19 protein-coding genes are annotated in these 23,093 nt (G+C 68.9%); 7 read left to right on the top strand and 12 right to left on the bottom strand.

Features of this window, described 5'->3' with window-relative positions:
• The first annotated feature begins 87 nt into the window (after positions 1-87).
• From ACJMK0_RS00960 to ACJMK0_RS00950, 3 genes are read left to right on the top strand one after another with little or no spacing between them, the layout of a single operon-like run.
• A complete protein-coding gene (locus ACJMK0_RS00960) occupies positions 88-750 on the top strand; it encodes a phosphoribosyltransferase (RefSeq protein WP_405234942.1) in 663 nt (220 codons plus the stop codon).
• The gene (locus ACJMK0_RS00955) at positions 713-2,134 is read left to right on the top strand and encodes an amidase (protein ID WP_405234941.1); all 1,422 of its coding nucleotides are present in this window, start codon (positions 713-715) and stop codon (positions 2,132-2,134) included. Before ACJMK0_RS00960 ends, ACJMK0_RS00955 begins: the two co-directional genes overlap by 38 nt.
• Before the next feature lie 45 nt (positions 2,135-2,179).
• The gene (locus ACJMK0_RS00950; protein WP_405234940.1) at positions 2,180-3,355 is read left to right on the top strand and encodes a site-2 protease family protein; all 1,176 of its coding nucleotides are present in this window, start codon (positions 2,180-2,182) and stop codon (positions 3,353-3,355) included.
• 8 nt (positions 3,356-3,363) lie between these two features.
• On the opposite strand, the gene ACJMK0_RS00945 is transcribed toward ACJMK0_RS00950, so the two are convergent.
• Positions 3,364-3,783 carry a universal stress protein gene (locus ACJMK0_RS00945; RefSeq protein ID WP_405234939.1) on the bottom strand — a complete coding sequence of 140 codons (420 nt, stop codon included), beginning with the start codon at positions 3,781-3,783 and terminating at the stop codon, positions 3,364-3,366.
• An 18-nt stretch (positions 3,784-3,801) separates the two neighbouring features.
• Positions 3,802-5,409 carry a GMC oxidoreductase gene (locus ACJMK0_RS00940; protein ID WP_405234938.1) on the bottom strand — a complete coding sequence of 536 codons (1,608 nt, stop codon included), beginning with the start codon at positions 5,407-5,409 and terminating at the stop codon, positions 3,802-3,804.
• A gap of 119 nt (positions 5,410-5,528) precedes the next feature.
• Between ACJMK0_RS00940 and ACJMK0_RS00935 the strand changes: the two genes are divergently transcribed.
• Positions 5,529-7,193, top strand: coding sequence for an acetolactate synthase large subunit (locus ACJMK0_RS00935; protein ID WP_405234937.1), 1,665 nt, complete (start codon positions 5,529-5,531; stop codon positions 7,191-7,193).
• On the opposite strand, the gene ACJMK0_RS00930 is transcribed toward ACJMK0_RS00935, so the two are convergent.
• The 4 genes from ACJMK0_RS00930 to cysK form a co-directional block, all read right to left on the bottom strand.
• Complete coding sequence (locus ACJMK0_RS00930) at positions 7,165-7,815, bottom strand: lysoplasmalogenase family protein (protein WP_405234936.1); 651 nt, start codon at positions 7,813-7,815, stop codon at positions 7,165-7,167. The two genes, ACJMK0_RS00935 and ACJMK0_RS00930, sit on opposite strands and share 29 nt — an antisense overlap.
• A 37-nt stretch (positions 7,816-7,852) precedes the next feature.
• Positions 7,853-9,259, bottom strand: coding sequence for a YfcC family protein (locus tag ACJMK0_RS00925; protein ID WP_405234935.1), 1,407 nt, complete (start codon positions 9,257-9,259; stop codon positions 7,853-7,855).
• 94 nt (positions 9,260-9,353) lie between these two features.
• Positions 9,354-10,247, bottom strand: a complete 894-nt coding sequence (locus ACJMK0_RS00920; RefSeq protein WP_405234934.1) for a fructose bisphosphate aldolase — start codon at positions 10,245-10,247, stop codon at positions 9,354-9,356.
• Positions 10,248-10,344: 97 nt separating this feature from the next.
• The gene (cysK, locus tag ACJMK0_RS00915; RefSeq protein ID WP_405234933.1) at positions 10,345-11,322 is read right to left on the bottom strand and encodes a cysteine synthase A; all 978 of its coding nucleotides are present in this window, start codon (positions 11,320-11,322) and stop codon (positions 10,345-10,347) included.
• Positions 11,323-11,449: 127 nt separating this feature from the next.
• Between cysK and ACJMK0_RS00910 the strand changes: the two genes are divergently transcribed.
• The gene (locus ACJMK0_RS00910; protein WP_405234932.1) at positions 11,450-12,010 is read left to right on the top strand and encodes an ECF-type sigma factor; all 561 of its coding nucleotides are present in this window, start codon (positions 11,450-11,452) and stop codon (positions 12,008-12,010) included.
• A 145-nt stretch (positions 12,011-12,155) separates the two neighbouring features.
• On the opposite strand, the gene ACJMK0_RS00905 is transcribed toward ACJMK0_RS00910, so the two are convergent.
• The 4 genes from ACJMK0_RS00905 to ACJMK0_RS00890 all read right to left on the bottom strand — a co-directional run bounded on the left by ACJMK0_RS00905 (position 12,156) and on the right by ACJMK0_RS00890 (position 18,519).
• The gene (locus ACJMK0_RS00905) at positions 12,156-13,448 is read right to left on the bottom strand and encodes a DUF1302 family protein (RefSeq protein ID WP_405234931.1); all 1,293 of its coding nucleotides are present in this window, start codon (positions 13,446-13,448) and stop codon (positions 12,156-12,158) included.
• A gap of 22 nt (positions 13,449-13,470) precedes the next feature.
• Entirely contained in the window at positions 13,471-16,638 is a 3,168-nt protein-coding gene (locus ACJMK0_RS00900; protein WP_405234930.1) for an outer membrane lipoprotein-sorting protein, read from the bottom strand.
• Complete coding sequence (locus tag ACJMK0_RS00895) at positions 16,635-17,216, bottom strand: acyl-CoA thioesterase (RefSeq protein WP_405234929.1); 582 nt, start codon at positions 17,214-17,216, stop codon at positions 16,635-16,637. Before ACJMK0_RS00895 ends, ACJMK0_RS00900 begins: the two co-directional genes overlap by 4 nt.
• Before the next feature lie 124 nt (positions 17,217-17,340).
• The gene (locus ACJMK0_RS00890) at positions 17,341-18,519 is read right to left on the bottom strand and encodes an aromatic ring-hydroxylating oxygenase subunit alpha (RefSeq protein ID WP_405234928.1); all 1,179 of its coding nucleotides are present in this window, start codon (positions 18,517-18,519) and stop codon (positions 17,341-17,343) included.
• A gap of 99 nt (positions 18,520-18,618) precedes the next feature.
• Here ACJMK0_RS00890 and crtD point away from each other — a divergent pair, with 99 nt between their 5' ends.
• The gene (gene crtD / locus ACJMK0_RS00885; protein WP_405234927.1) at positions 18,619-20,112 is read left to right on the top strand and encodes a 1-hydroxycarotenoid 3,4-desaturase CrtD; all 1,494 of its coding nucleotides are present in this window, start codon (positions 18,619-18,621) and stop codon (positions 20,110-20,112) included.
• Positions 20,113-20,237: 125 nt separating this feature from the next.
• A complete protein-coding gene (locus ACJMK0_RS00880) occupies positions 20,238-20,888 on the top strand; it encodes a hypothetical protein (protein ID WP_405234926.1) in 651 nt (216 codons plus the stop codon).
• Positions 20,889-21,167: 279 nt separating this feature from the next.
• Here ACJMK0_RS00880 and ACJMK0_RS00875 read toward each other — a convergent pair whose 3' ends face one another.
• Together ACJMK0_RS00875 and ACJMK0_RS00870 are read right to left on the bottom strand one after the other, a co-directional pair.
• Positions 21,168-22,688 carry a phytoene desaturase gene (locus tag ACJMK0_RS00875; RefSeq protein ID WP_405234925.1) on the bottom strand — a complete coding sequence of 507 codons (1,521 nt, stop codon included), beginning with the start codon at positions 22,686-22,688 and terminating at the stop codon, positions 21,168-21,170.
• Entirely contained in the window at positions 22,685-22,963 is a 279-nt protein-coding gene (locus ACJMK0_RS00870; protein ID WP_405234924.1) for a hypothetical protein, read from the bottom strand. The genes ACJMK0_RS00875 and ACJMK0_RS00870 overlap by 4 nt, the downstream gene beginning before the upstream one ends.
• Between the last annotated feature and the right edge of the window lie 130 nt (positions 22,964-23,093).

Raw genomic sequence — 23,093 nt, 5'->3', positions numbered from 1 at the left:
CATTATAGGCCGGATCGCGGCCGTTACGGATTTGCAGCGCCGGCGCGCGGCGCCACACTTATGGGTGGACTCGGCAAGGAGAGCGAGATGACGGTATTCGCAGACCGGAGGGAGGCCGGCCGGGAGCTCGGGAAGGAGCTCCGCAGGCGCACGAAGGCCCGCTCACCGCTCGTGCTCGGGCTGCCCCGGGGCGGCGTCCCGGTGGCCGCCGAGGTCGCGATAGCACTCGAAGGGGAACTGGACGTGCTCGTCGTCCGCAAGGTCGGCGTGCCGGGCCAGCCGGAACTGGCCGCCGGCGCCATTGCGTCGGGCGGCGTGCAGGTGCTCTCGGACCGGGTCATGGGCATGACCGGGCTCGGCGAGGAGGACCTGCGCCCCGTCGTCGAACGCGAGCAGGCGGAACTCGAGCGCAGGGAGAAGGCCTACCGCGGCGACCGGCCGCCGCTGGCCGCGGGCGGGCGCGAGGTGATCCTGGTCGACGACGGCATGGCGACCGGCTCCACCATGCTCGCGGCCGTGAGAGCCGTGCGCAAACTCGGCGCCGAACGTATTATCGTCGCGGTGCCAACAGCATCCAGCGAGGCTGCGGCAGACATGGGGCAGGAAGCCGACGAAGTCGTCTGCCTGGACACCCCGTCGCCCTACATGGCCGTTGGCTACTGGTACAGCGATTTCGGCCAGACCAGCGACGAGGAAGTCCGGGAGCTGCTTCATGAGACCACGACCGCAAGTACACGCACCGACCGATGACGTCCTCGGCGATCTCGACGCCGTCGGTGTCGCCGAACGGATAGCGGCCGGAGACATCAGCGCGGCCGATGCGGTGGCGGCGGCCATCGCGAGACTCAGAGCCGTCGAGGGGGTGCTCAATGCGGTGGCGGCTCCCCGTTACGACCAGGCCAGGCAGGAGGCGGCCGGCGCGGTCGGCGGCGGCTTGCTCGCCGGCGTGCCCTCCGCGATCAAGGACAACGTGGATCTCGCCGGTATGGCGACCCGCCACGGATCGCGTGCCACCCCGGAGCGCAGCTACGACGCCGACAGCCCCATCACCGCCCAGTTCCGCTCGACCGGACTCCTCGCCATCGCCAAGACCGCCCTGCCGGAGTTCGGCCTCACGGCCACGACGGAGCGCACCTGGGGTCCGCCGACGCGCAACCCGTGGAACACGCGCCATTCCGCAGGCGGCTCGTCGGGCGGGTCGGCGGCGCTGGTGGCGGCGGGCGTCGTCCCCATCGCCCACGGCAACGACGGCGGCGGGTCCACGCGCATCCCCGCGTCCTGCTGTGGTCTCGTCGGGCTGAAGCCCTCCCGTGGCCGCCTGCTCACGGTGGAACTCGCCGAGCGGCTACCCGTCGACATCATCGCCGAAGGCGTGCTGACACGCAGCGTCCGCGACACCGCCGCCTTCTATGCGGAGGCCGAGAAGCATCACGCGGCCCCGGGATTACCGCCCATGGGCTACGTCGACGGCCCGTCCGCCACGCGGCTTCGCATCGGTTTTACGACGCGGCATCCGCTCGGAGCAGAGTGCCACCCCGAAGTCGTCGCGGCGGTCGAGAATGCCGCATCCGTCTGTCGCCGGCTGGGTCACCGGGTAAAGGAGATCCCCGCGCTCGCGGATGCCCGTATGGCCGGGGATTTCTTCCTGTACTGGGCCCGCCTGGCCACGGCCATCCGCTTCCTCGGCCGATTCGCGTTCGGCCGCGGCTTCGACCGGCGCGAACTCGAGCCGCTCACGCTGCAGTTGAGCCGGCATTATCTGCGGAACTTCTGGCGCAGCCCCGGCGCGATCCGCCGGCTGCGCCGCTTCGGCGAGGAACACCGGCGGCGCTATGCCGACTGCGACGTCATCGTGACCCCGGTGCTGGCGCGGCCGCCGGTGCCGCTGGGACACCTGGCGCTGGACATCGACTTCGACACGGCGGCGGAACGCCTGATGAACTACGCCGCGTTTACGCCGGTGCAGAACGTGGCCGGCACGCCGGCCATCTCGCTGCCGCTAGGGCAGAGCGTCGACGGGCTGCCCATCGGCGTGCAGTTCGCCGCCGGCATGGGCCAGGAGCGTCGGCTGCTGGAGCTGGCCTACGAACTCGAGGCCGCCGTGCCCTGGTCGTACCCGGATTCCGGTATGTAAGTGCCACGGCAGCGGCCGGCCGCCTGCATCTGTTAACGTGCAGGCATGGCAGAAAAGAAACCGCTGATCGCCCGCGGCTTCCCGTTGTTCACCATCTTCGGCTTCGAGGTGAAGCTGAATCTCACCTGGCTGCTGCTGGCGCTGCTCATCACCTGGACCCTCGCCGAGGGCTTCTTCCCGGAGCGTTACCCCGACCTGGCGACGCAGACCCGCTGGTGGATGGGCATCGCCGGCGCCTTCGGGATCCTGTTCTCCATCGTCTTCCACGAGCTGTCCCATTCCCTCGTGGCCCGCTACTACGGGCTGAAGATGGGCGGCATCACGCTGTTCGTGTTCGGCGGCGTGGCCGAGATGCGCCACGAGCCGAAGGAGCCGAAGGTGGAGCTGCTGATGGCCGGCGCCGGCCCGCTCTCGAGCCTGGTGCTGGCGGGCATCTGCTGGGTGCTGCATTCGGGCGCGGAGGCGTACGGCCTGCCGACGCCCGTCACCGGCGTGCTCTACTACCTCGCGGTGATCAACGTGGCCCTGGCCGTGTTCAACCTGATCCCGGCTTACCCGCTGGACGGCGGGCGCATGCTCAGGGCCACACTGTGGGCCTGGCGCAAGGACATCCGCGATGCGACCCGCATTGCCAGCAACATGGGCTCGGGCTTCGGCCTCATCCTGATCTTCCTGGGCGTGCTGTCGCTGATCCAGGGCTTCTTCGTGGGCGGCATGTGGTACCTACTGATCGGCCTGTTCGTGCGCGGGGCCGCCAAGGGCTCCTACCGCCAGCTCATCGTCCAGCAGTTGCTGGAGGGCCGCCGGGCGCGGGACGTGATGAACAGCGACCCGGTGACCGTGGAGCGGTCCCTGAGCCTGCGGGACTTCGTCGACGACTACGTGTACCGCTACCGCTCCCGCCTGTTCCCGGTGGTGCAGGAGGGGGAGCTGAAGGGCTGCGCCACGGTGGAGCGGGTGAAGGAGATCCCCGAGGAGCAGTGGGAGCAGACGGCTGTCGCCGACATCGTGGATGCCTGCTCCGACGAGAACACGGTGGGGCCGGACGAGGAACTCACCGACCTCGCCTCCAGCCTGTTCGGCGCGTCCGCCGGCCGCCAGCGCCTGGTGGTGGAGGACGGTCGCCTGCTGGGTGTCGTCTCCGTGGACGATCTGCGCGAGCTTCTGCAGCTCCGGCTGGAACTCGGCGACGACGCCGAAGCGCCGGGTACCCGCAGCTAGGCGTCGGCTCAGCGCACGACCATCACCGTGACCGGGGCGCTGGACGCCACGTAGGCGGCGTTGGAGGCGAACATGCGATCGTCCACGTCAGGGATATGGGATGCCATGACCACCAGGTCGGCACCGCTCTCCTCGAGCGCCCGCATGAGCGCTTCACGCACGTCCAGGCTGTCGTCTTCCGGTATGACCGCTCTCGCGGTCGCCTCGAAGCCGTGCCGCTCCGCCTGGTCGAGGGCGAAGGTGTCGAGCGCCTCCCGGAACTCGTCCACTTGCGCTGCGGTGAGGGGCGCCGCCCCGGGCGCCACGCTGACATAGCAAACCGGTATGCGATAACCCGCGGCCAGGTCGGCGGCGGTGCGCAGTGCCTTGTCGAGACTGTCGAGGTGGGCGAGGTCCACCGGCACCATGATCTTGTGATATGAGCCCATCGGGATGCTTCCGTCCGTTCAGGTGCTTCCCCGCTCGTGCTCGGGTACCGACGCCATGGCGTGCTCAGCCATGGCCGTAATCGTCAGCGACGGATTGACGCCCGGATTGGCGGGCACGGCTGCGCCGTCGCAGACCAGCAGATTGCGGTAACCGAATACGCGTTGCCGGCTGTCGATCACGCCGGTGTTCTCGTCGTGCCCGATGACGGCGCCGCCGAGGATGTGCGCCGTGGTCGGTATGTTGGCCGTGGCCTCCATCAGCATGCTCTGGGGCAGGCCCCGGGTTCGCTCCGCCAGCCATGCGGCCGCCCGGTTGCCGGCCTCGATATAGGTAGGGTTCGGTTTCTCGGGGTCCTGGGCGGTCTTCAGCCGAACCCCTGTTCCGAAGCGCTTCGGCACGGCTTTGAAACTGATGGCGTTGTCCAGCGTCTGCATCACCAGCAGCACGACGGTCCGGCGGGACCAGCCGACGGGCCAGAGCGATTTCAGGAAGCGCACGGGGTGGCGCACCGCCTGACCGACCAGCAGCAACGGCCTCGTGAGCCGGGTCCCTTTGCCGGTCAGCAGCGTGAACAGCGTGCCCATGAAGTCCCCCCGTCGCCCGTAGGTAACCACTTCGATGTGGGTGTCCCTGTCGACGTGGATACTGGCGCTGATGGCGACGGTGTTCCAGGTGTTACGTGACTCGTCAGGCAGCGTGACCGCGAGCACGGACTCGCTGTTGGTGCGCACCAGTTGACCAAGACGATCGCTGATACGTGGCAGTGACCCATTGTGCCTGCAATTGGCCAGCAGCCGGTTGGTGCCCAGCGCGCCGGCCGCCACGACGACACCGGCGGCCCGGTAGCGCCGCCGGTTGCGCCGCAGCCAGGCTCCCGGGCGCGCCGTGGTGAGCACGTAGCCGTTGCTGCCATCCAGCCGCCCGGCCGGGCGGATGTCGCTGACCTCGGTGTCGGGAATGATCGTGGCGCCGCCCTTCTCGGCGAGATGCAGGTAGTTCTTCACCAGCGTGTTCTTCGCCCCTTCCCGGCATCCCACCATGCAGGCGCCGCAGCGCGTGCAGCCCTTGCGGGCCGGCCCCTCACCGTCGAAATACGGATCGTCGACGGTCTTGCCGGGCTCTCCGAAAAACACGCCGACCGGCGTCCGGCGGAAGGTCTCCCCGGTACCGAATTCCCCCGCAATGGAGCGCAGCAGGTCGTCACCGGGACTCTCGAACGGTACGTCGTTCACGCCGAGCATCCGTTCCGCCGTATCGTAATGGGGTTGCAGTTCGGCGGACCAGTCGGCGAGATCGGACCACTGGGGATTGGCGAAGAACGGCGGCGCCGCCCGATAGAGCGTATTGGCGTAGACCAGACTGCCGCCGCCGACACCGGCGCCTGCCGCGATGAATACGTCGCTGAACGGGACGAGCCGCATGATGCCACGCAGCCCGATGGCAGGCGCCCAGAGGAAGCGGCGCAGATTCCAGGCAGAGGCGGCAAAATCCTCGTCCCGATAGCGCGGCCCGCTCTCGAGTACCGCCACCCGATAGCCCTTCTCGGTCAGACGCAGGGCGGCGACGCTGCCGCCGAACCCCGATCCGATCACAATCCAGTCGTATTCGTCGTCGGCCTCACGCATACGCCACCCCCCGCTGCGATTATGCTCCCAAGATGATGGTAGCGAGCTTCGCGTCTATGATGGCAGATCGGAAAACCGCAACACCACGAACAACAGTCATGGCAACAGGGAATCGATGAATGAAGGCGTCTGATCTGCTGGTACGTTGTCTGGAGGCCGAAGGCATCGAATACATCTTCGGCGTTCCCGGCGAGGAGAACGCGGACTTCATGCTCTCGCTGGAGGGCAGCGAGAGCATCCGCTTCGTGCTCACCCGCCACGAGCAGGGCGCGGCGTTCATGGCCGAGATCTACGGGCGCCTCACCGGCAACCCGGCCGGCTGCCTGGGCACGCTGGGGCCCGGCGCCACCAACCTCATCACCGGCGTGGCGGATTCCAACATGGACCGCGCGCCCATGCTGGTGCTGACCGGCCAGGGCTCGACACTGCGCCTGCACAAGGAGTCGCACCAGATCATGGACGTGGTCGGCATGTTCGAGCCGGTCACGAAGTGGGCCACCACCATCCACAACGCCCGCACCATCCCGGAGATCGTCAGGAAGGCCGTCCGGCTTGCACGCACCGAGAAGCCGGGCGCCGTGCACATCGAGCTGCCCGAGGACGTGGCCAAGCGCGACGTGGAGGCCGAGCCGATGGAGCCGCGTCGCTTCCGCCGCCCCGGCCCGGACGACAAGATCGCCGATCGGGCCTTCGCCATGCTGGCAGAGGCGAAGCGGCCGGTGATCATCGCCGGCAACGGCGCCATCCGCCGGCGGGCCTCGAAGCAGCTCAGGATCTTCTGCGAATCCACCGGCATCGGCGTGCTGAGCACGTTCATGGCCAAGGGCGCCGTGGACATGGACGCCGGGTACTGCCTCTACACCATCGGTCTCGGCGCCAAGGACATCCCCACGCTGGCCATCGACGAGGCGGATCTCGTGATCACCCTCGGCTTCGACATGGTGGAGTACCACCCGCGGCTGTGGAACCCGAACCGGGACAAGACCATCATCCACGCCGACTTCCTGCCCGCGGAGATCGACCAGCACTATCACCCCCAGGTGGAGCTGGTGGGCGACCTCGCCCACACGCTGTGGATGCTGAACGAGCGGGTGCGCGAGCGCGGCCTGCCGGACTTCGACCTGGCCTCCCAGCGGGCGGTGCGCGAGCGCATGACGGAAGAACTCGCCGTTTACGCCGATGACGATACCGAGGGCGTGATCCGGCCCCAGAAGATGCTCTGGGACGCCCGCCAGGTGATGGGCCCCTCGGACATCCTGTTATCCGACGTGGGCGCCCACAAGATGTGGATCGCCCGCCATTACCATTGCCACGAGCCCAATACCTGCCTGATACCGAACGGATTCTGCTCCATGGGCTCGGCCCTGCCCGGGGCCATCGCCGCGAACATCGTGCATCCGGATCGCAAGGTGCTGGGCATCGCCGGCGACGGCGGCTTCCTGATGAACGTGCAGGAGATGGAGACGGCACGGCGGCTCGCCAGCGACATCGTCATGCTGGTGTGGGAGGACGGCGGCTACGGCCTGATTAGCTGGAAGCAGGAGGACGAGTTCGGCCGCCATACCGCGCTGGGCTTCGGTAACCCGGACTGGCTGAAGCTCGCGGAATCCTTCGGCTGGGGCGGGCACCGGGTGGAGCGCTCGCGGGAGTTCCGCGCGACGCTGGAGGCAGCCTTCGCGGAGAAGGGACCGAGCCTGGTGGTGGCCCCGGTGGACTACCGGGAGAACCGGGAGCTGACCCGCCGCCTCGGTGAGATCATCGGAGCGGGGATCGTCGGAGGCTGATCGGGCCGCGGCCCGCCGGGCTCCAGGCGAGCATGAGCTGGCCGGCGTAGTAGAGCGGCAGGCTCCAGACGTACGGCGGAAACTCCGGCTGCAGGAACTGCCGCGCGGCGACGCCCAGATCCGAGAAGTAGAAGGCCATCGCGCCGACCGGCAGCAGCCAGGTGGCCCCTGCCCCGCGGGCGCCGACGGCGCCGATTACCATGAGATTGATGACGACGAGATAGGCGAGCACCGGGATGCGCATCCCGTCGCCCACGTGGGGCATGAGCCAGATGGCGACGCCGCTGGAGAAGAGCAGCACCGCGATCGCCGCACCCGCCACCCAGCCGAGATCGACGCCGCGCAGCAGGAACGCGGTCAGGTAGGCGAGGTGCCCGAGCAGGAAGGCGACCAGGCCGAGCAGGAACCAGGTGTCGGTGGTGCCCAGCAGAAACGCGTCGCCGAACCAGGACAGGCCCAGACCGGCGAGCAGCGCCCGACCCCACCCCGTCTCCGGCGCCCCTGCCGACACGGCGACGACGATGAATGCGGTGGAGGCCGTCAGCTTGGCGATGGCCGCCGCGATGACGAGCCCCTGCAGCTGGAAGCCGACCAGCGCCGCGCAGGCGGCCAAGGATATCATCGTCCACAGAGTCCGCCGGCGCATCATCCGGCGCCGCTCACGGATTGAAGCCAACGGCATCGCCGACGTGGATCGTCAGCACAAGGAAAGCAATGGCCAGCGCGAACAGCTTGACCAGCAGCGGCATGATGAAGCGCACCCAGGCGGTGTAGGGGATGCGCCCGAGCGCGAGTGCCCCCATCACCAGCGCGCTGGTCGGGATCACCATGTTGGTGAAGCCGTCGCCGAACTGGTAGGCGAGCACGGCGGTCTGCTGTGGCACGTCGGTGAGGGTCGCCAGCGGCGACATGATGGGCATGGTCACGAAGGCCTGGCCGCTGCCGGACGGAATGAAGAAGTTGCAGATGGTCTGCACGGCGAGCATGCCCACCGCCGAGGCCTCCGGCCCGAGTTCCGTCAGCACGCCGGCGATGGCATGGATCACCGTGTCGATGACCTGGCCGTCGGAGAGCACCACCTCGATGGAGCGGGCGAAGCCCACCATGAGCGCGGCCGCGGTCATGTCGGCGGCGCCGCTGATGAAGGTGCGGCTCGTCTCGCCGGCCGGGATGCGGCCGATGATCGCCGCCAGCAATCCTATACCGAGGAACACGGCGTTCAGTTCGGGGATGTACCAGCCGTACGCCTGTACGCCCCAGACGAATCCGACGATGCCGCCGACGAAGACCGCGAGCACGGCGATGCGGCTCGGTGAGAGCTCCACGTCGTGGGGCGGCTCGAAGCCGGTGGAGTAGTCCACGTGCGCCACCAGGCTGGTGGACGGGTCGCGCTGCACCCGGCGCGCGTAGCGGTAGAGATGGTGGAAGGCCACGGCCAGGAAGGCGGCCATCATCACGAGGCGGAACTGCCAGCCCGAGGTGATGGGGAGGCCGGCAATGTTCTGCGCGATGATGACGCCGAACGGGTTGGTGCCCGCACACGCCCAACCGATGCCGTAGGGGATCCACACCATGCCCATGGCGACGATGGCGTCCATGCGCATCGCCAGGCTCATCGTCACGATGATCGGTACCAGCGGCACGTACTCCTCGCCCATGCCGATGGTGAAGGCACCGAGACTGAACATCACCAGGCAGCCGGCGATCAGTATCCACGGGCTGGCGCCGAGGCGGGCCACCGACTTGTGCAGCACCGCGTCGATGGCGCCGGTGCGGCGCAGGATCGCTATGACGCCGCCGACGATGAAGATGAGGAAGATGATGTCCTGGGCGGCGGCCATGCCCTTCGGGATGGCCATGAGGAAGTGCCAGGGCGGTATCTCGGCGCGCTCGTCAGCGGCCACCCGTTCGTAGGTGCCCTCGACCACCATCGAGCGCCCCGGGTTGTCCGGATAGGGCTGGCGTTCGAACTGCCCCTGCGGGATGGCATAGACCAGCAGCTGGGCCACGACGATGATCGAGAAGATCAGTACCAGCGAATCGATGGACCAGCTGCGTTTGGTCATGCGTCTCCCTGTAGGAGGGCCTTGTAGGAGGGCCTTCAGGCCCGATCGAATAGTGAATCGGGGCTAAAGCCCCTCCTACCTGTATCCCCGGGTGTCAGGTCTTCGACGCGTCGAAGATGCTCTGGATGGCTCCGTCGAGCATCTCGTTGAACTCGTCTTCGCTCTGCTTGACCGACAGGCCCTCGGTGAGCGCCCGCGAGAAGCTCGCCACCATGCGGTGCTGCTTCTTCAGTCGCTCGTCCGCTTCCTCGCGGCTGTAGCCGCCGGACAGCGCCACCACCTTCAGCACGTTCGGATGGTCGATGCAGTCGGAGTACAGGTTGTCCACCTCCGGCAGCGTCAGCTTCAGCATCACGAGCCTGCCGTCCTCCAGCTTGTCGAGATGCTCGATGATGTGGCGGTGCAGGATGGCTTCGGCCTCCGTCTTCTCGGGGCAGTGGATGTCCACCTCCGGCTCGATGATCGGCACCAGACCGGCGTCGATGATCTGCTCCGCCACCTCGAACTGCTGCTCCACAATCGCCTTGATGCCGTCCTCGTTCGCCTGCTTGATCACCGAGCGCATCTTGGTGCCGAAGATGCCCTTGTCCTTCGCCTTTTTCAGCAGCGCGTCGAGGCCCGGGATGGGCTTCATGAGCTGGACGCCGTCCTTCTCGTCGGCGAGGCCCTTGTCCACCTTCAGGATGGGCACGACCCGCTTGACCTCCCACAGATACTCGGCGGTGGGTCGGCCCTCGATCTCCCGGTCCATGGTGTTCTCGAACAGGATGGCGGCCAGGATGCGATCGCCGCTGAAAGCCGGGCTGGTGATGATGCGGCTGCGCATCTGGTGAACGAGGTCGAACATCTGATCCTCGTTGGACCAGGCATTCTCGTCGATGCCGTAGAGGCGCAGCGCCTTCGGCGTGCTGCCGCCGCTCTGGTCCAGCGCTGCGATGAAGCCGTCTTCCTTCCTGAATTTCTCGAGTTGCTGATCGAAGTTGCTCACGGTAAGCCTCGTCCTGTGGTTGTTCGTAGGGTTATGCCGCCATTCTACGCCATGGCGGGCGCCGGGCGGAAAATGCGGCGGCTCGCGATACGGGGCGTCAGCCCGCGGCCGGCACGCTCAGGTAGCGCTCGCCGCGGTCGCACAGCACCGTGACGAGGGTATGGCCGGGGCCGAGTTCCCGCGCCACCTTCGTGGCCGCCAGCACGTTGGCGCCGGAGGAGATGCCCACCAGCAGCCCTTCCTCGGCCGCCAGCCGGCGAGCCGCGGCCTTGGCATCCTCGGTGGCGATGCGCACGACTTCGTCGATCTCGCCGAGATCCACGAGATCGGGGATGAAGCCGTCCGCGAGCCCCTGGATGCCGTGCCTGCCCGGCACGTCGCCGGACATGACGGCGGATTCGTTCGGCTCCACCGCGACGATGCGGGCCGGCACGTCCGCGCCGCGCAGCGCCCGGGAGACGCCCATCAGCGTGCCGCCGGTGCCCACGCCCATCACGAAGGCATCGAGCCGCCCGGCCGTCTGGCGCACGATTTCGGGGCCTGTCGTCATCTCGTGGGCCGCCGGGTTGTCCACGTTCTTGAACTGGCGCGGCAGGAAGACCCGGGGGTCCCGCGCCGCCTCCTCCTCGCTCTCGCGCACGGCGGCCTGGATGTCGTTGATCTCCTCCAGCAGCCGCAGCTCGGCGCCGAGCAGCTCGATCATGCGGCGGCGCTCCTCGCTCACGGTCTTCGGCATCACAATGGTCACCGGGTAGCCGCGGATCGCCCCTATCATCGCCAGCGCGATGCCCGTGTTGCCGGAGGTGACTTCCAGGATGCGCGAGTCGGGCCCCAGGTCGCCGCGCCGCTCCGCCTCCAGGATCATGTGCCGGGCGATGCGGTCCTTGATGCTGCCGCCGGGATTCAGGTACTCGGCCTTCGCGTACACCTGGCAGCCGGTCTCCTCGCTGGCGCCGCGCAGCAGCATCAGCGGCGTGCAGCCGATGGAATCGAGCACGCCGGAGGTCACGAGACAGGTCGGGCGCTCCCGTGGACAGGGGACGAACTGTACGGGCTCGCTGCTGACTGCGGACATCGGACTACCTCGTGTTCATGCGGGGCGCAGGCCCTATACCTATGACAGAACGGCCAATAGCGGACCATACGTAGTGGCCGTCGTCGGCGCGCCGAAATTGCATGCGCCCCTCGGGATACCGCAAGCTATGGCGATGGCATCCCAGATCACGCTTCTCCTCGAATCTCACCGTGCAGGTGATGCGGATGCGCTGAATCGCCTCGCCGCCGTCCTGTACCCCGAGCTCAAGGCCATGGCCCGCCGCCGCACCGCCGGCAAACCGGGCCTGGGGGCCACCACCCTGGTGCAGGAGACCTTCCTGAAGCTGCTCTCCGGCGGCGAGCTGCAGCCGGACGACCGGCGGCAGTTCTTCGCGCTGGCGGCGACGATCATGCGCCAGGTCATCGTCGACGAGGTCCGCTATGCCATGGCCGGCAAGCGCGACGGCCGCGAGGTGACGCTGACCGAGTCCGTCATGCCGGTTGAGTCCCAGGAGAAGGCCCAGTTCCTGCTGGAAGTCGACGAGATGCTCGGCATCCTGGAGTCGCAGGACGAACGCCTGGCGCGCGTGTTCGAATGCCGCTACTTCGCCGGCCTGACCACCGCCGAGACGGCCGAGGCGCTCGCCGTCTCCGAGCGCTCGGTCGAGCGGGCCTGGTCGTCCGCGCGTTCCCGCATCGCGGAGCTGATGGAGGACACGAGGGAGTAGAGCTGCCGGCGCCGCCCGGATGCCCCGTCCGCCGGTCGGGCGGCGCACTCCCGGAACAGTGCCTTGCCGCCGCCGGGCACGAGGCGCTCCCGCACGTCGCGCTCGTGGCCGTTACGCTCCCCCGTCTGCCGAGGGCGCCTGGGCATCAGTAGTAGTGCTCCAGCGAGAGGGTGATGCGGTCGCGGTCGGCGAACTGGCCGAACAGACCGTCGGTGTCGCCATGGAAGGCATCGAAGCCGACCCTGAGGCTGGTCTCGTCGCCGACCAGCCAGGTGAGCGCGCCCCGCAGCATGCCGTCGCCCTCGCCCACGTCGCCGTACCAGCGCAGCTCCGCCGACAGCCGGTCGTGGGCGAAGTTGCGCCGCAGGAACAGCGTGGCGAGGCGGTCCGTGGCCGGCCGCACCAGCCCGGCCGGCGCGGACTGCACATGGTCCACCAGATACTGCAGGCTGACGAAGGTGTCGAGGGGGCCGCGGAAGTCGACGCCGAGACCGGCGGTGTGCTGGTCCAGCGGTTCGGCGGTGAGAACGCCAGCGCGGCGCACATTGAACTCCCGGCCGGGCCGCAACGCGAGTTCCGTCCTCAGCACGAACCGCCCGAGGGAGTAGGCGGCGCTCAGTCCGTAGAGCTCGCGGCGCTCGTAATAGCGCTCGAGCACTGGCCCGGCCGGAGAGACCTGCACCCTTCCCAGGGGCTCGAAGTCGGAACCTGAGAGGGCGACCAGCGACAGGTCCCATCCGCCCAACATGCGCGACAGGCGGAGCCCGAACGCGGAGTCCTCGAGGCCGTGTTCCGGTTCCTCCGTGCGCACGGGCAGGCGTGGTGCGCCGGGCGGCGCGCCGTAACGGAAGCGCGGCGCGGTGAGCTCGAACCAGGCGCCTTCAGTCGGAATCTCGTGCCCGGTAGCATCCGGGATCCAGGCGAACTCCGTGCGCCACGGGCCGATAAAGAGGTCCGCATAGGCGCTCCAGAGGCCGATGCGGGAGTCCGCGAAGTCCGCCAGGATGAACTCGCGGAAGTGCTGGGGATTGAGCGAGTCCATGACCTTCAGGCCGTCGAGGACGCCCCAGACGATCTGCTGCCTGCCGAAGCGCAGCAGTCCGCCGGGCAGGAAGAACTCGACGTAGGCGTCACGGAGTTCCGCGATGACCTCGTCACCGATGCCTGCCGGCCGCGACAACGGGGCATAGGTGTCGGTATCCGGTTCGCCCGGCACGACGCGGTCGCGGCCGTCCCAGACGAGGCGCGCGGAGGTAACCAGCCGGGCGCCGTCGCCGAGTGCGGTCTCGACGGCCGGCGCCAGCTCCAGGCGGGTGGCCAGCGTGTCATCCGTGCTCGTCGCATGGCCGTAGTGCAGCGTCGTGCGCAGTTCCGCGTTGCCGGCGCCGTGGGCCGTGCCGGTCAGGACGAGCAGTACGAGCAGGGGCAGGCATCTCATGGCCGTCTCCATTGCCATCTCCCTAATAGCCAGGGAGCCCGCGCTGCAGGCTGCCTTGCCGGAACAGATGCTCGGGGAGGTCATCCAGGTACTCGACCGTCTCGAAGTCGAAGACGGTCCGCGACTCCGTCTGGTGGTTCACCGCCTCGATGCGGGTGGCTGTCCAGTAGCCGTCGATGTTCTCGACCGCTGCGACGGTGACGGTCTTCAGGGACCGGCCGTCGACGTCGGTGAAGTAGATCGACAGCGGCAGCCAGGTATTGGCATCGATGACGGCCTCGAAGCCGCCGTAGCCGAGCTCCTGCGCGATGGTGTCGGAGCGCGGGGTGCCGGAGAGGCGGTGGCGCACGCCGGCGGCCGTCTCCTCGCGGCCTTCATAACGGAACTCGTAGTCGGCGAGGTCGAACTTGAGCTCCGATTGCATGTCGCCGTAGCTGAAGTCCGTGCTCTGGAACGATTCCCAGCGCTCGCCTGCGGAGACACGTCGGGACTGCCGCGCGGCCGGGATATAGAACCAGCGATCATCCTCGGCGCCCTCGGCGTGCCGGTCGTGGACGAGGAACGCAGTCCACCTCCCTCTCTTCGGCGCGGTATAGGTGATGCGGGTGCGCCGCATCTCCTCGTCGTTGAGCTTCATGATCACCGCCGTGTGCTCGATCTTCCGGCCGCTTCGCGGCTCGACGGTGATCTGCACCACCCGTTCCGTCGCGGTGCCCTCCGGCCGCGCGGCGACCCGTTCGGCAATCTCCCGGCCGGTGGGCGGGTCGGCGCGCGACTCCGCCGGCACCGCCCCGAGTGCGAGACCGAGACCGACGATCGCTGCCGCGGCGCCGCCGGTGGAGACCGACGCGGCCCGCGGCAGCCGGCCGCGCAGCCGCTGTCTGACGGCGAACAGCGCGGGCACGATGAACAGCGCCGTGAGAAAACTCGCGAAGGCGGCCACCGTCACCAGGCCGCCGAAGCGCTGCAGGGTGGGCAGCTCGCTGGTGAGCAGTACCGCGAAACCCAGCCCGAGGGCGGCGGCGTTGAAGAAGCAGGCGCGAGCGGTGCCCGGCATCGCCGTTGCGATCGCCTCGCCGAGGTCCTCGTCGAAGGCCCGCAGAGCGTGCCGGATGCGGTCGATGAGGTGGATGGCGAAGTCCACGCCGACGCCCACCGATATCGCCGCGAACATGGACGTGGCGGGCTCGAGGAACACGCCGAGATAACCCATCACGCCATAGAGCACCAGCACCGTGAAGCTCACCGGCACGAGTGCGATCACGCCGGCCCAGATCCTGCCGAAGGTGAGGCAGGAGATGGCGAGCACCATCGCCAGCGATAACCCGACGCTGAGGAAATGGGAATCCTGCAGGCGGCTCATCCAGTGGTAGCCGATGTTGACGTCGCCGGCCAGCGTGGCCGTCAGTCCGCTGCCGTCGAACTCCTTCCGCACGTACTGCTGCAGAGCCTCGACGGTGGGCGCCGTCTGCGAGTAGTAATGGGCATCGAGCACGCCGCGCACGAGCGCCGTGCGGTAGTCGCCGTCGATCTCCTCGGCGAGGTCGCCCGGGTCGCCGGTCACCTCGTAGAGGAAGAGATACTGGCCCACGGCGTCGTCGCCGGCGGGCAGCACCCGGGCCGTGCCGGTCGCCTCGATGGCCCCGTGCAGCAGGCCGATGTAGTCCGCTACCGAGACCGTCTTCTGTACGTGGGGCAGCGACTCGAAGTAGTCCTGCAGCGCGAGGATCCGCTCCATCGCCTCGCCGGTCAACAGCCCCTCGGGCTCGTCCGCCTCCACGATCACGTCCAGGAACGCGGTGCCCGCGAAGCGCTCGTTGATGCGCTCGTCGGCGATGCGCAGGGGTTCGTCGGCGGCGAAGTTCTCTACCTGGGAGCGGTCGATGCGCAGCTGCAGCGCACCGGCGCCGGCCACGACGACGAGCACGGCGAAAGTGCCGAGTACCAGTGCCGGCCGCGCGGCGCTCCAGTGCCCGATGCTGGCGAAGAAGCGGCCGATCGGGTCGGGCCGGCGCATGCGCCAGTCGGCGAACGCGGGACTGGGCGCGGGCTTCAGCAGCACCAGCGCATTGGGCAGCACGAGTACCGAGAAGGCCCAGGCGAGGCCCACGCCGAGCATGGCATACCAGGCGAACGCCGTGATGGGCGGCATGATGGAGGCGATGCCGATGCCGGCGAATCCGGCCATGGTGGTCAGCGTCGTGAGTGTGATGGGCCGCGCCATCTCGACCATGGCGTGCACCACCTGCTCGCGCGCGTCGCCGTCCGGGTGCTGGGCGCGCAGTACGTAGTAGGCGGTGAGGATGTGGATGGCGTCGGCCACGGAGATCGCCACGAGGATCACCGGCAGGGCATTGGTGATGGCGAAATACGGCGTGCCGGCCCAGGCCATGATCCCGAGGGCGCCGCCGGCGGAGCCGAGTATCACGAACACGGGCCCCAGCAGCGCCGTCGCCCGGCGGAAGGCGAGGTAGATGAAGCCGAGTACCAGCAGGAAGACCAGCGGTTGCAGCTTGCGCGCGTCCCGGTCGATGTAGGCGCCGAGATAGCCGCTGACGGCGGCCGGGCCGGCAATCACGAGTTCCGCCGGTCCGCCGTCGTATTCGCGCACGAGCCGGCGTACCGCCTCGTAGGTCTCGGCAGCGAGATCGTCGTCGATCAGCTCCGCCATGATGACGGCGCCGGTCTCGTCGCCGCTCACCAGTGCGTCGACGTGCGGCGGCATGGACCGCCAGCGCTGCGCGGCGTCGGCGGCGGCGGTCGCGGCAGGCAGGCCGCTGCGCTCCACGTAGCGCTCCACGTACAAGGCGCCGTCCTCGCCGCGAATCGAGGATTCGGTGGCGATGCTCGCCACCCGGTCGGGGCGGACGTTCGGGATGCGCGCCACGCGCTCCGTGACCTCACGCACCAGTTCCAGCATCTGCGGGCGGAAGACCGAGCCGCCGTCGGTGGTCATGACGGCTATGGCCATCGGCTTCGAGATGCCGAAGAGTTCCTCGGCACGGTCGTTGGCGAGCACCGAGGGGTGATCGTCCGGGATGAAGGCCTCCACCGAGGTGTCCTTGACCAGCCGCGTGAGGCCGGCAACGCAGAGCGCGATGATCAGCAGTCCCGCCGCCAGCGTGACGGCTGGCCGGGCGACGACGCGCCGGAAGAAGCGCTCGGTGAATTCACGGTCGAGGAACATCATTCCGCTCCCGCGAAGCCGGGCGCGACGGCCCGGGCCTCGGCGGCGTGGGTCGCCGCCGTGTCGAAGATGCGCTTCTCGAGGGTCAGCCAGTCACGCAGATAGGCGGGCGGGCTGGGCCGCTCCGCTCCCGGGCGCACGGCGGTGACGACCTCGCCGGCGGGCACCCACTCGCCCCGGCGGCGCATGGCGGCCCGTGTCGTGCCGACGGCCACGCAGCGGTCTGCGGCGTCGATGAACGCGTGCTCCAGGAAGAACCAGCGATGGTCCCAGTACAGCAGGCGTGTGCGCACCCGGTAGAGCTGGAACACTCGCAGCGAATGGCGGAAGCGGACGACGCCGCCGCCGAGCAACGCGGCCCAGCCGTACTGGCGCATGGCGGCGACGACGCCCATGCGGGTCATCCACTCGGTGCGCGCGACGTCCATGATCTGGAGGTAGCGGCCGTTGTTCATGTGGCCGAAGGCGTCCAGGTCGTTGAACCAGACACGGAAACGGCTCTCGGCCGGTTCCTCGGGGTGTATGCCTGCGCCGAACAGGCCGTAGAGGTAGGCCCGCAGCAGACGGAAGTAGAGGTTCATTGTTCGTTTTTCCTCCGATCTCTCTCGCTGTCCGCCGTCGGGCGGACGCCGTTCATGACTTCCCTGTAGAGAGAGATCGGAAAAAGGACGAAAAACCCGCCAGACGGGGCGGGTGGGGAACGGCTCAGCCGTCCAGGCGGGCCTGCACCTCGGCGTGGAATTCGGCCACGGCGGCCTCGGCGGTGCCCAGCGTCAGCTCGGTGACGGCGCCGGTGGCGAGCCCCTCCTGGCCGAGGCGGGCGGCGCGGAAGTCCTCGGCCGCGAATACGGCGCCGTCGAGGAGTTCGAAGCTGCGGGCCCAGTGCTCCTCGGCCTGCGGGTCGGCCGGCGGCTCGGGGATGAGCATGAAGTCCTCCACCAGCGTGCGGTCCACGGCCCGGGGGTAGAGCAGCATGACGTTGATGTAGTCCGGGCTGACGATGATCACCGCGCCCGGGAACAGGCTGAACGAGAAGGTGACGTAGTGGCGGAGATGAGCCAGGGAATCGAGGTCGGCGGCGCGCAGGAATTCCTCGCGGCCGACGGCGCTGCGGAAGTGGGGCCCCACCCGGTCGCCCGCCGTTATGGAGTCGGCGAAGAACGGCGCGATGGTGTCCTTGTGCAGGCGCTGTACGTGGTAGGACTCCAGGAACGCGTCCATGATCAGCTTCCAGTTGCCCGCCACGTCGTGGGTGCGGTGCCGGTACAGGTGCATGCCGGGCAGGCCCAGCGCCTCGAAATCCGCGGGCAGCTCGCCGAGGAAAGCGTCGAAGTCGGGCGCGGCGTCATCCAGTGCGGTCCAGACGAGTCCGCCGGCCTCGTGGCAGGGCAGTGCCGCGAGGCCGTAGTCCCGCTTGTCCATGCCCGGGAACGTATCGGGCCGCGGCAGCCCGCGCAGGCTGCCGTCCAGGTTATAGGTCCACGCGTGATAGGGGCAGACGAGTGCGCCGGTGCGGCAGGCCTCGCCGCCCTCCACCAGCCGGGTGCCCCGGTGGCGGCAGACGTTCAGGAAGACGTGTGCCCTGCCGTCGCGGTCGCGGGTGATGAGCAGCGGCACGCCGTGGCCGTCGTGGGTTACCGCGTGTCCGGGCGTCGGCAGCAGGGCCGAGGGCGCCAGCGGCACCGGCAGCCGGCGGAACAGCGCGGAGCGCTCGGCCTCGAAGCGGTCCGGGTCCAGGTAGCCTGCCGCCGGGACATGCCGGATCCCGGTGCCGGCATCGTCGCCGCACCCGGCCGACTCGACGAGCTCGGCCACGAGGCCTCTCAGCGCGGGCGTCAGCGTCCCGCTGCCAGTCGCTGCGATGTCTGCGGTGTTGCTGGCCAAGTGCATCCCCCTCCGGCCGAAAGCTTAGCACCGTTCGGCGCCGGGAACAGGCGGCGCAATGGTCCATAATGTCGGCCGATTAACGGAGCGGGAGGTTAGATGGGCACGAGACCGCGGGTCGTCGTGATCGGCGCAGGCGTGGGCGGCCTGGCGGCGGCGCTGGAGCTCGCATCCGCCGGCGCGGCGGTGACCGTGCTGGAGCGTCACGGCGTGCCCGGCGGGAAGATGCGCGAGGTGCGCGTTGGCGGGACGGGGATCGACTCCGGCCCCACCGTGTTCACCATGCGCCGGGTCATCGACGAGCTGTTCGCCGCCGCCGGGCAGCGGCTCGACGATCACCTGGAACTCGACGCCGCGGATCTGCTGGCCCGGCATGCCTGGCCGGACGGCAGCCGGCTCGACCTGTACGCGGACGTGGAGCGCTCGGCCGCCGCCATCGGCGAGCTGGCCGGCGCGGCGGAAGCCGACGCCTACCGTCGCTTCGCCAGTCGTTCCCGGCGCGTGTTCGAGACGCTGGACGAACCGTTCATGCGGGCCGAGCGTCCCGGCATGTTCGGCCTCACCCGGAAGCTGGGCCTGCGCGGGCTGCCGGACCTGCTGGCGATCAATGCCTTCCGCTCGCTCTGGACGGAACTCGGCCGCCATTTCGCCGATCCCCGGCTGCGGCAGTTGTTCGGCCGCTACTCCACCTACTGCGGCTCGTCCCCTTTCCGCGCACCCGCAACGCTGATGCTCATCGCCCATGCCGAGCGCGCGGGCGTCTGGGTGGTGCGCGGCGGCATGCAGAGGCTCGCGGAGGCACTCGCCGGCACGGCGGAAGCCGCGGGCGCGGAGCTGCGTTACGGCTGTCACGTGTCGCGCGTGCTCACCGGCGGCGACGGCCGGGTCGCCGGCGCGGAGCTGGACGGCGGCGAGCGCGTCCCGGCGGAGGCGGTGGTGTTCAACGGTGATGCCGCCGCGCTGGCCGGCGGGCTGCTGGGCGAAGAGGCGCGCAGGGCCGTGCCCGGCCGCGTCGCGCCGCCGTCCTCGCTGTCCGCGCTGACGGTCTCGGCACGGGCGCGGGCGAGCGGTTTTCCACTCGCCTATCACACGGTTTTCTTCGGCGACGACTACCCGGACGAATTCGACAGCATCTTCGCGCGCCGCGCGATGACGAAGATGCCCACGATCTACGTCTGCGCGCAGGATCGGGCCCCGGGAGGGCGGCCCGGCGACGGCGCGGAGCGCATCTTCTGCCTCGCCAACGCGTCACCCGGCGACATGGATGCGGCCACCGTGGCGCGCTACCGCGACCGGGTCCTCGCCACGCTCGGGCGTCACGGGCTGGGTCTGGAGCCCGCCGACGGGGCCATGGTGACCACCGCGCCGCCGGACTTCGGCGCGCTGTTCCCGGCGACCGGCGGCGCCCTGTACGGCCAGCCCACCCACGGCTGGCGGTCGTCGTTCCTGCGTCCCGGCTCCCGCTCCCGACTGCGCGGGCTCTATCTCGCGGGCGGCAGCGTGCACCCGGGGCCGGGCGTGCCCATGGCCGCGTTGTCCGGGCGGCTCGCGGCCGCCAGCGTGCGCGCGGACCTCGGCCTCGAAGGCACCTGAACGGGGCGCCCCGGCCCACAGCTGTTTTTGACACGGCCCCGAGTCGGGCTGTTACCCTGCGCGACTGTTGCCGCGGCATCGACGGTGCCGTGCTTCCCTGACGAAACAAGGAGCGTACCGACGCCATGTCTATGAAGTCTCAGAATTTTCTACGTCCGCTGAACCTGCTGCGCGCCGCCGGAACGGCCGCCGTGCTGGTGCTCGGTGCGGTGAGTGTCAGCGCCCAGCAGATGCCGGAAGGGCATCCGGGCGGCATGATGGCGCCTAATTCCCAGGGCCAGGGCAACGAGCTCATCCAGCAGGTGCAGGCGAAGCGGGCCGAGATCCAGCAGCTCAACCAGCAGCTGATGCAGATCCAGGAGAGCACCATCGAAGCGAACCCGGAACTCGCGCAGCAGCGCGACGACCTGATCTCCTTCGTCGACGAGAAGATGGCCGAGACCGGCTACGACGCCGAGGCGGCCCGCGGCCGCATCGAGCAGCTGCAGGGCGAGATGCAGAGCGGCGAGCTGTCCACCGAGGAGCAGCAGCAGCACCGCCAGCAGCTGCGCCAGGAGATGACCTCCATGCAGCAGGCCCAGGGCCAGATCATGCAGGACGAGGAGTTCCAGGCGAAGCGCGAGGCGCTGAACGAGAATCTCGTCGCGGCGATGCAGGAGCAGAACCCGCAGACCGACGAGCTGATCTCCCGGCTGCAGTCCGCCCAGCAGGAGTACCAGCAGCTCGCCCAGCAGGCCATGCAGCAGCAAGGCGGCGGCATGGGCTCCCCCAACTAACAGGTCGTAGGAGGGCCTTCAGGCCCGACTCTTCCTGCCAGATCCCCTTCTATTGTGGCCGCCCTGCGGGGGTATCCATCTTGCTCCCGACAAAAGGTCGCGGCGATGGATACCCCCGCATGACGGCCGTGCTCGCGGTGGCGTGAAGGAAGCGCCAGTCAGTGTCGCCTACTGACTGATGCCAAGCCTTTCCGCTACGGGCCCGCCATCGACTGGGGCGTGCCAAAGCCGATAGAAGGATGCCGCAGCCAGAAGAGCGGATCGGGGCTAAAGCCCCTCCTACCTTGGTTGTGGGTCCGGGACGATCTCGTCCAGTACCTTCGCCGACGAGATGACGCCCGGCAGCCCTGCGCCCGGGTGGGTGCCGGCGCCCACCAGGTAGAGGCCATCGAGTTCCTCGCTGCGGTTGTGAGGGCGGAACCACGCGGTCTGCAGCAGGATCGGCTGCAGGCCGAAGGCAGCGCCCTTCACCGACCAGAGGCGGTCGCGGAAATCCGCCGGCGTCATCATCCGTGACGTGACGACGTGCTGCTCGAGATCCGGCAGCACCGTCTCCGACAGGCTCTTCGCGATCGCCGCCCGATAGCGCTCCGCGGTCTCCGACCAGTCGATGCCGCTGTCCAGATGCGGCACCGGCGAGAGCACGTAGAAGGCGTCGCCGCCCGGCGGCGCGAGCGACGGGTCCGTGGCCGTCGGCCGGTGCAGGTACAGGCTGAAGTCGTCCGCCAGCCGCTGGCGGCGGAAGATGTCGTCCAGCAGTTCCCGATAGCGCGGCCCCAGCAGGATCATGTGATGGGGCACGTCGTCGTAGCGCCGGTCGGTGCCGAAGTACCAGACGAACAGGCTCATCGAGTAGCGGGCGCGGGAGAGCTTGCGCTCCGTCCAGCGCCGCGGCCGCACGTGTTCGGGCAACAGATAACGATAGGTTGCGGCCGAGTCCGCGTTGGAGACGACCACGTCGGCAGCCACCGTCTCGCCGTCGCGCAGCCTGACGCCCGCCGCCCGGCCGCCTTCCACCAGGATCTCGCGCACCGGCGCGTTGTAGCGGATCTCCCCGCCGAGGGATTCGATGAGTCCCACCATGCCGTCCACCACGCTGCCGGTTCCGCCCATGGCGAAGTGCACGCCGTGGCGGCGCTCCAGCTGGGCGATCAGCGCGTAGACGGCGGTGGCGGTAAACGGATTGCCGCCGACCAGCAGCGGATGGAAGCTGAATACCTGGCGCAGTTTCGGGTGCGAGATGTAGCGCGAGACCAGCCCGTACACCGAGCGGTAGAACTGGGCGCGGAAGAGATCCGGCAGCGATCCGAACATGGAGCCGAAAGAGTCGAAGGAGGCCGCCATCAGTTCGTCGAAGCCGATATCGTAGAGCTTCGCGCTCGCCGCCAGGAAGCGCTCGAACCCCGCTACGTCGGCCGGGTTGAAGCGGGCGATCTCCCGCTTCATGGCCTCGTCGTCGCCGTTGTAGTCGAAGTGGTCGCCGTCCGCGAAACGGATGCGGTAGTAAGGGTCCATCGGCACGATCTTCACATCGTCCTCGAGCCGCCGGCCGGCCAGCTGCCAGAGTTCCTCCAGCAGGAACGGCGCCGTGATGATGGTGGGCCCGGCATCGAAGGTGTAGCCGTCCTGGCGGAACACGTAGGCGCGCCCGCCCGGGGCGTCGAGTTTCTCGAACAGCCGCACGCGATAGCCCCGCGCGCCCAGGCGTATGGCAGCGGCGAGCCCGCCGAAGCCCGCACCGATGACCACGGCGGTGGACCCTGCGGTCGAAGGAGGATCGTGCGACGGACGAGTGCTCACCGTGCCGTCTCCCGCGACCAGCGGCGCGCCAGATCCGCCGAATGAAAGACGAGCGCGCACAATAACCAGACGGTGATCCACTGCCAGCCGCCGCCGGTCAGCGCCGCCCGCAGCGCGAGTGCGAGACTGCCGCCGGCGCCCGCGTTCAGTACGGCGGGCAATGCGGCGATACCGCGGCCGGTGCGCCGATGCCAGAACGCGAGCAGGAACACCTCGAGCACGAGCACCGCCAGCACGATGTCGACGATGCGGCCCGACTCGATCAACGACTGCACGTGGTGCTCCTCCCCTGTCCCGTTCGCGAAAGGGCATGAGAATAGCGGACCGGATTGCGGCGGGGAATCTCGGATTGCCGGCGTGCCGGTTCAGCCAGCGTTCAGCGCGACGACGTTCCAATGTACCCAC

The organism is Lentisalinibacter orientalis, assembly GCF_040706535.1.
Lineage (GTDB): Bacteria > Pseudomonadota > Gammaproteobacteria > Steroidobacterales > Woeseiaceae > Lentisalinibacter > Lentisalinibacter orientalis.
This window is presented reverse-complemented; position numbering and strand designations above follow the sequence as displayed.

What these genes read in the sequence shown, in the direction of transcription:
- ACJMK0_RS00940 (WP_405234938.1), bottom strand. Translation starts at nt 5,409, where the DNA reads ATGCGTGAGGCCGACGACGAATACGACTGGATTGTGATCGGATCGGGG.
- ACJMK0_RS00955 (WP_405234941.1), top strand. Translation starts at nt 713, where the DNA reads ATGAGACCACGACCGCAAGTACACGCACCGACCGATGACGTCCTCGGC.
- ACJMK0_RS00950 (WP_405234940.1), top strand. Translation starts at nt 2,180, where the DNA reads ATGGCAGAAAAGAAACCGCTGATCGCCCGCGGCTTCCCGTTGTTCACC.
- ACJMK0_RS00900 (WP_405234930.1), bottom strand. Translation starts at nt 16,638, where the DNA reads ATGATGTTCCTCGACCGTGAATTCACCGAGCGCTTCTTCCGGCGCGTC.
- ACJMK0_RS00905 (WP_405234931.1), bottom strand. Translation starts at nt 13,448, where the DNA reads ATGAGATGCCTGCCCCTGCTCGTACTGCTCGTCCTGACCGGCACGGCC.
- ACJMK0_RS00895 (WP_405234929.1), bottom strand. Translation starts at nt 17,216, where the DNA reads ATGAACCTCTACTTCCGTCTGCTGCGGGCCTACCTCTACGGCCTGTTC.
- ACJMK0_RS00960 (WP_405234942.1), top strand. Translation starts at nt 88, where the DNA reads ATGACGGTATTCGCAGACCGGAGGGAGGCCGGCCGGGAGCTCGGGAAG.
- ACJMK0_RS00930 (WP_405234936.1), bottom strand. Translation starts at nt 7,815, where the DNA reads ATGATATCCTTGGCCGCCTGCGCGGCGCTGGTCGGCTTCCAGCTGCAG.
- ACJMK0_RS00945 (WP_405234939.1), bottom strand. Translation starts at nt 3,783, where the DNA reads ATGGGCTCATATCACAAGATCATGGTGCCGGTGGACCTCGCCCACCTC.
- ACJMK0_RS00880 (WP_405234926.1), top strand. Translation starts at nt 20,238, where the DNA reads ATGTCTATGAAGTCTCAGAATTTTCTACGTCCGCTGAACCTGCTGCGC.
- ACJMK0_RS00935 (WP_405234937.1), top strand. Translation starts at nt 5,529, where the DNA reads ATGAAGGCGTCTGATCTGCTGGTACGTTGTCTGGAGGCCGAAGGCATC.
- ACJMK0_RS00910 (WP_405234932.1), top strand. Translation starts at nt 11,450, where the DNA reads ATGGCGATGGCATCCCAGATCACGCTTCTCCTCGAATCTCACCGTGCA.
- cysK (WP_405234933.1), bottom strand. Translation starts at nt 11,322, where the DNA reads ATGTCCGCAGTCAGCAGCGAGCCCGTACAGTTCGTCCCCTGTCCACGG.
- crtD (WP_405234927.1), top strand. Translation starts at nt 18,619, where the DNA reads ATGGGCACGAGACCGCGGGTCGTCGTGATCGGCGCAGGCGTGGGCGGC.
- ACJMK0_RS00925 (WP_405234935.1), bottom strand. Translation starts at nt 9,259, where the DNA reads ATGACCAAACGCAGCTGGTCCATCGATTCGCTGGTACTGATCTTCTCG.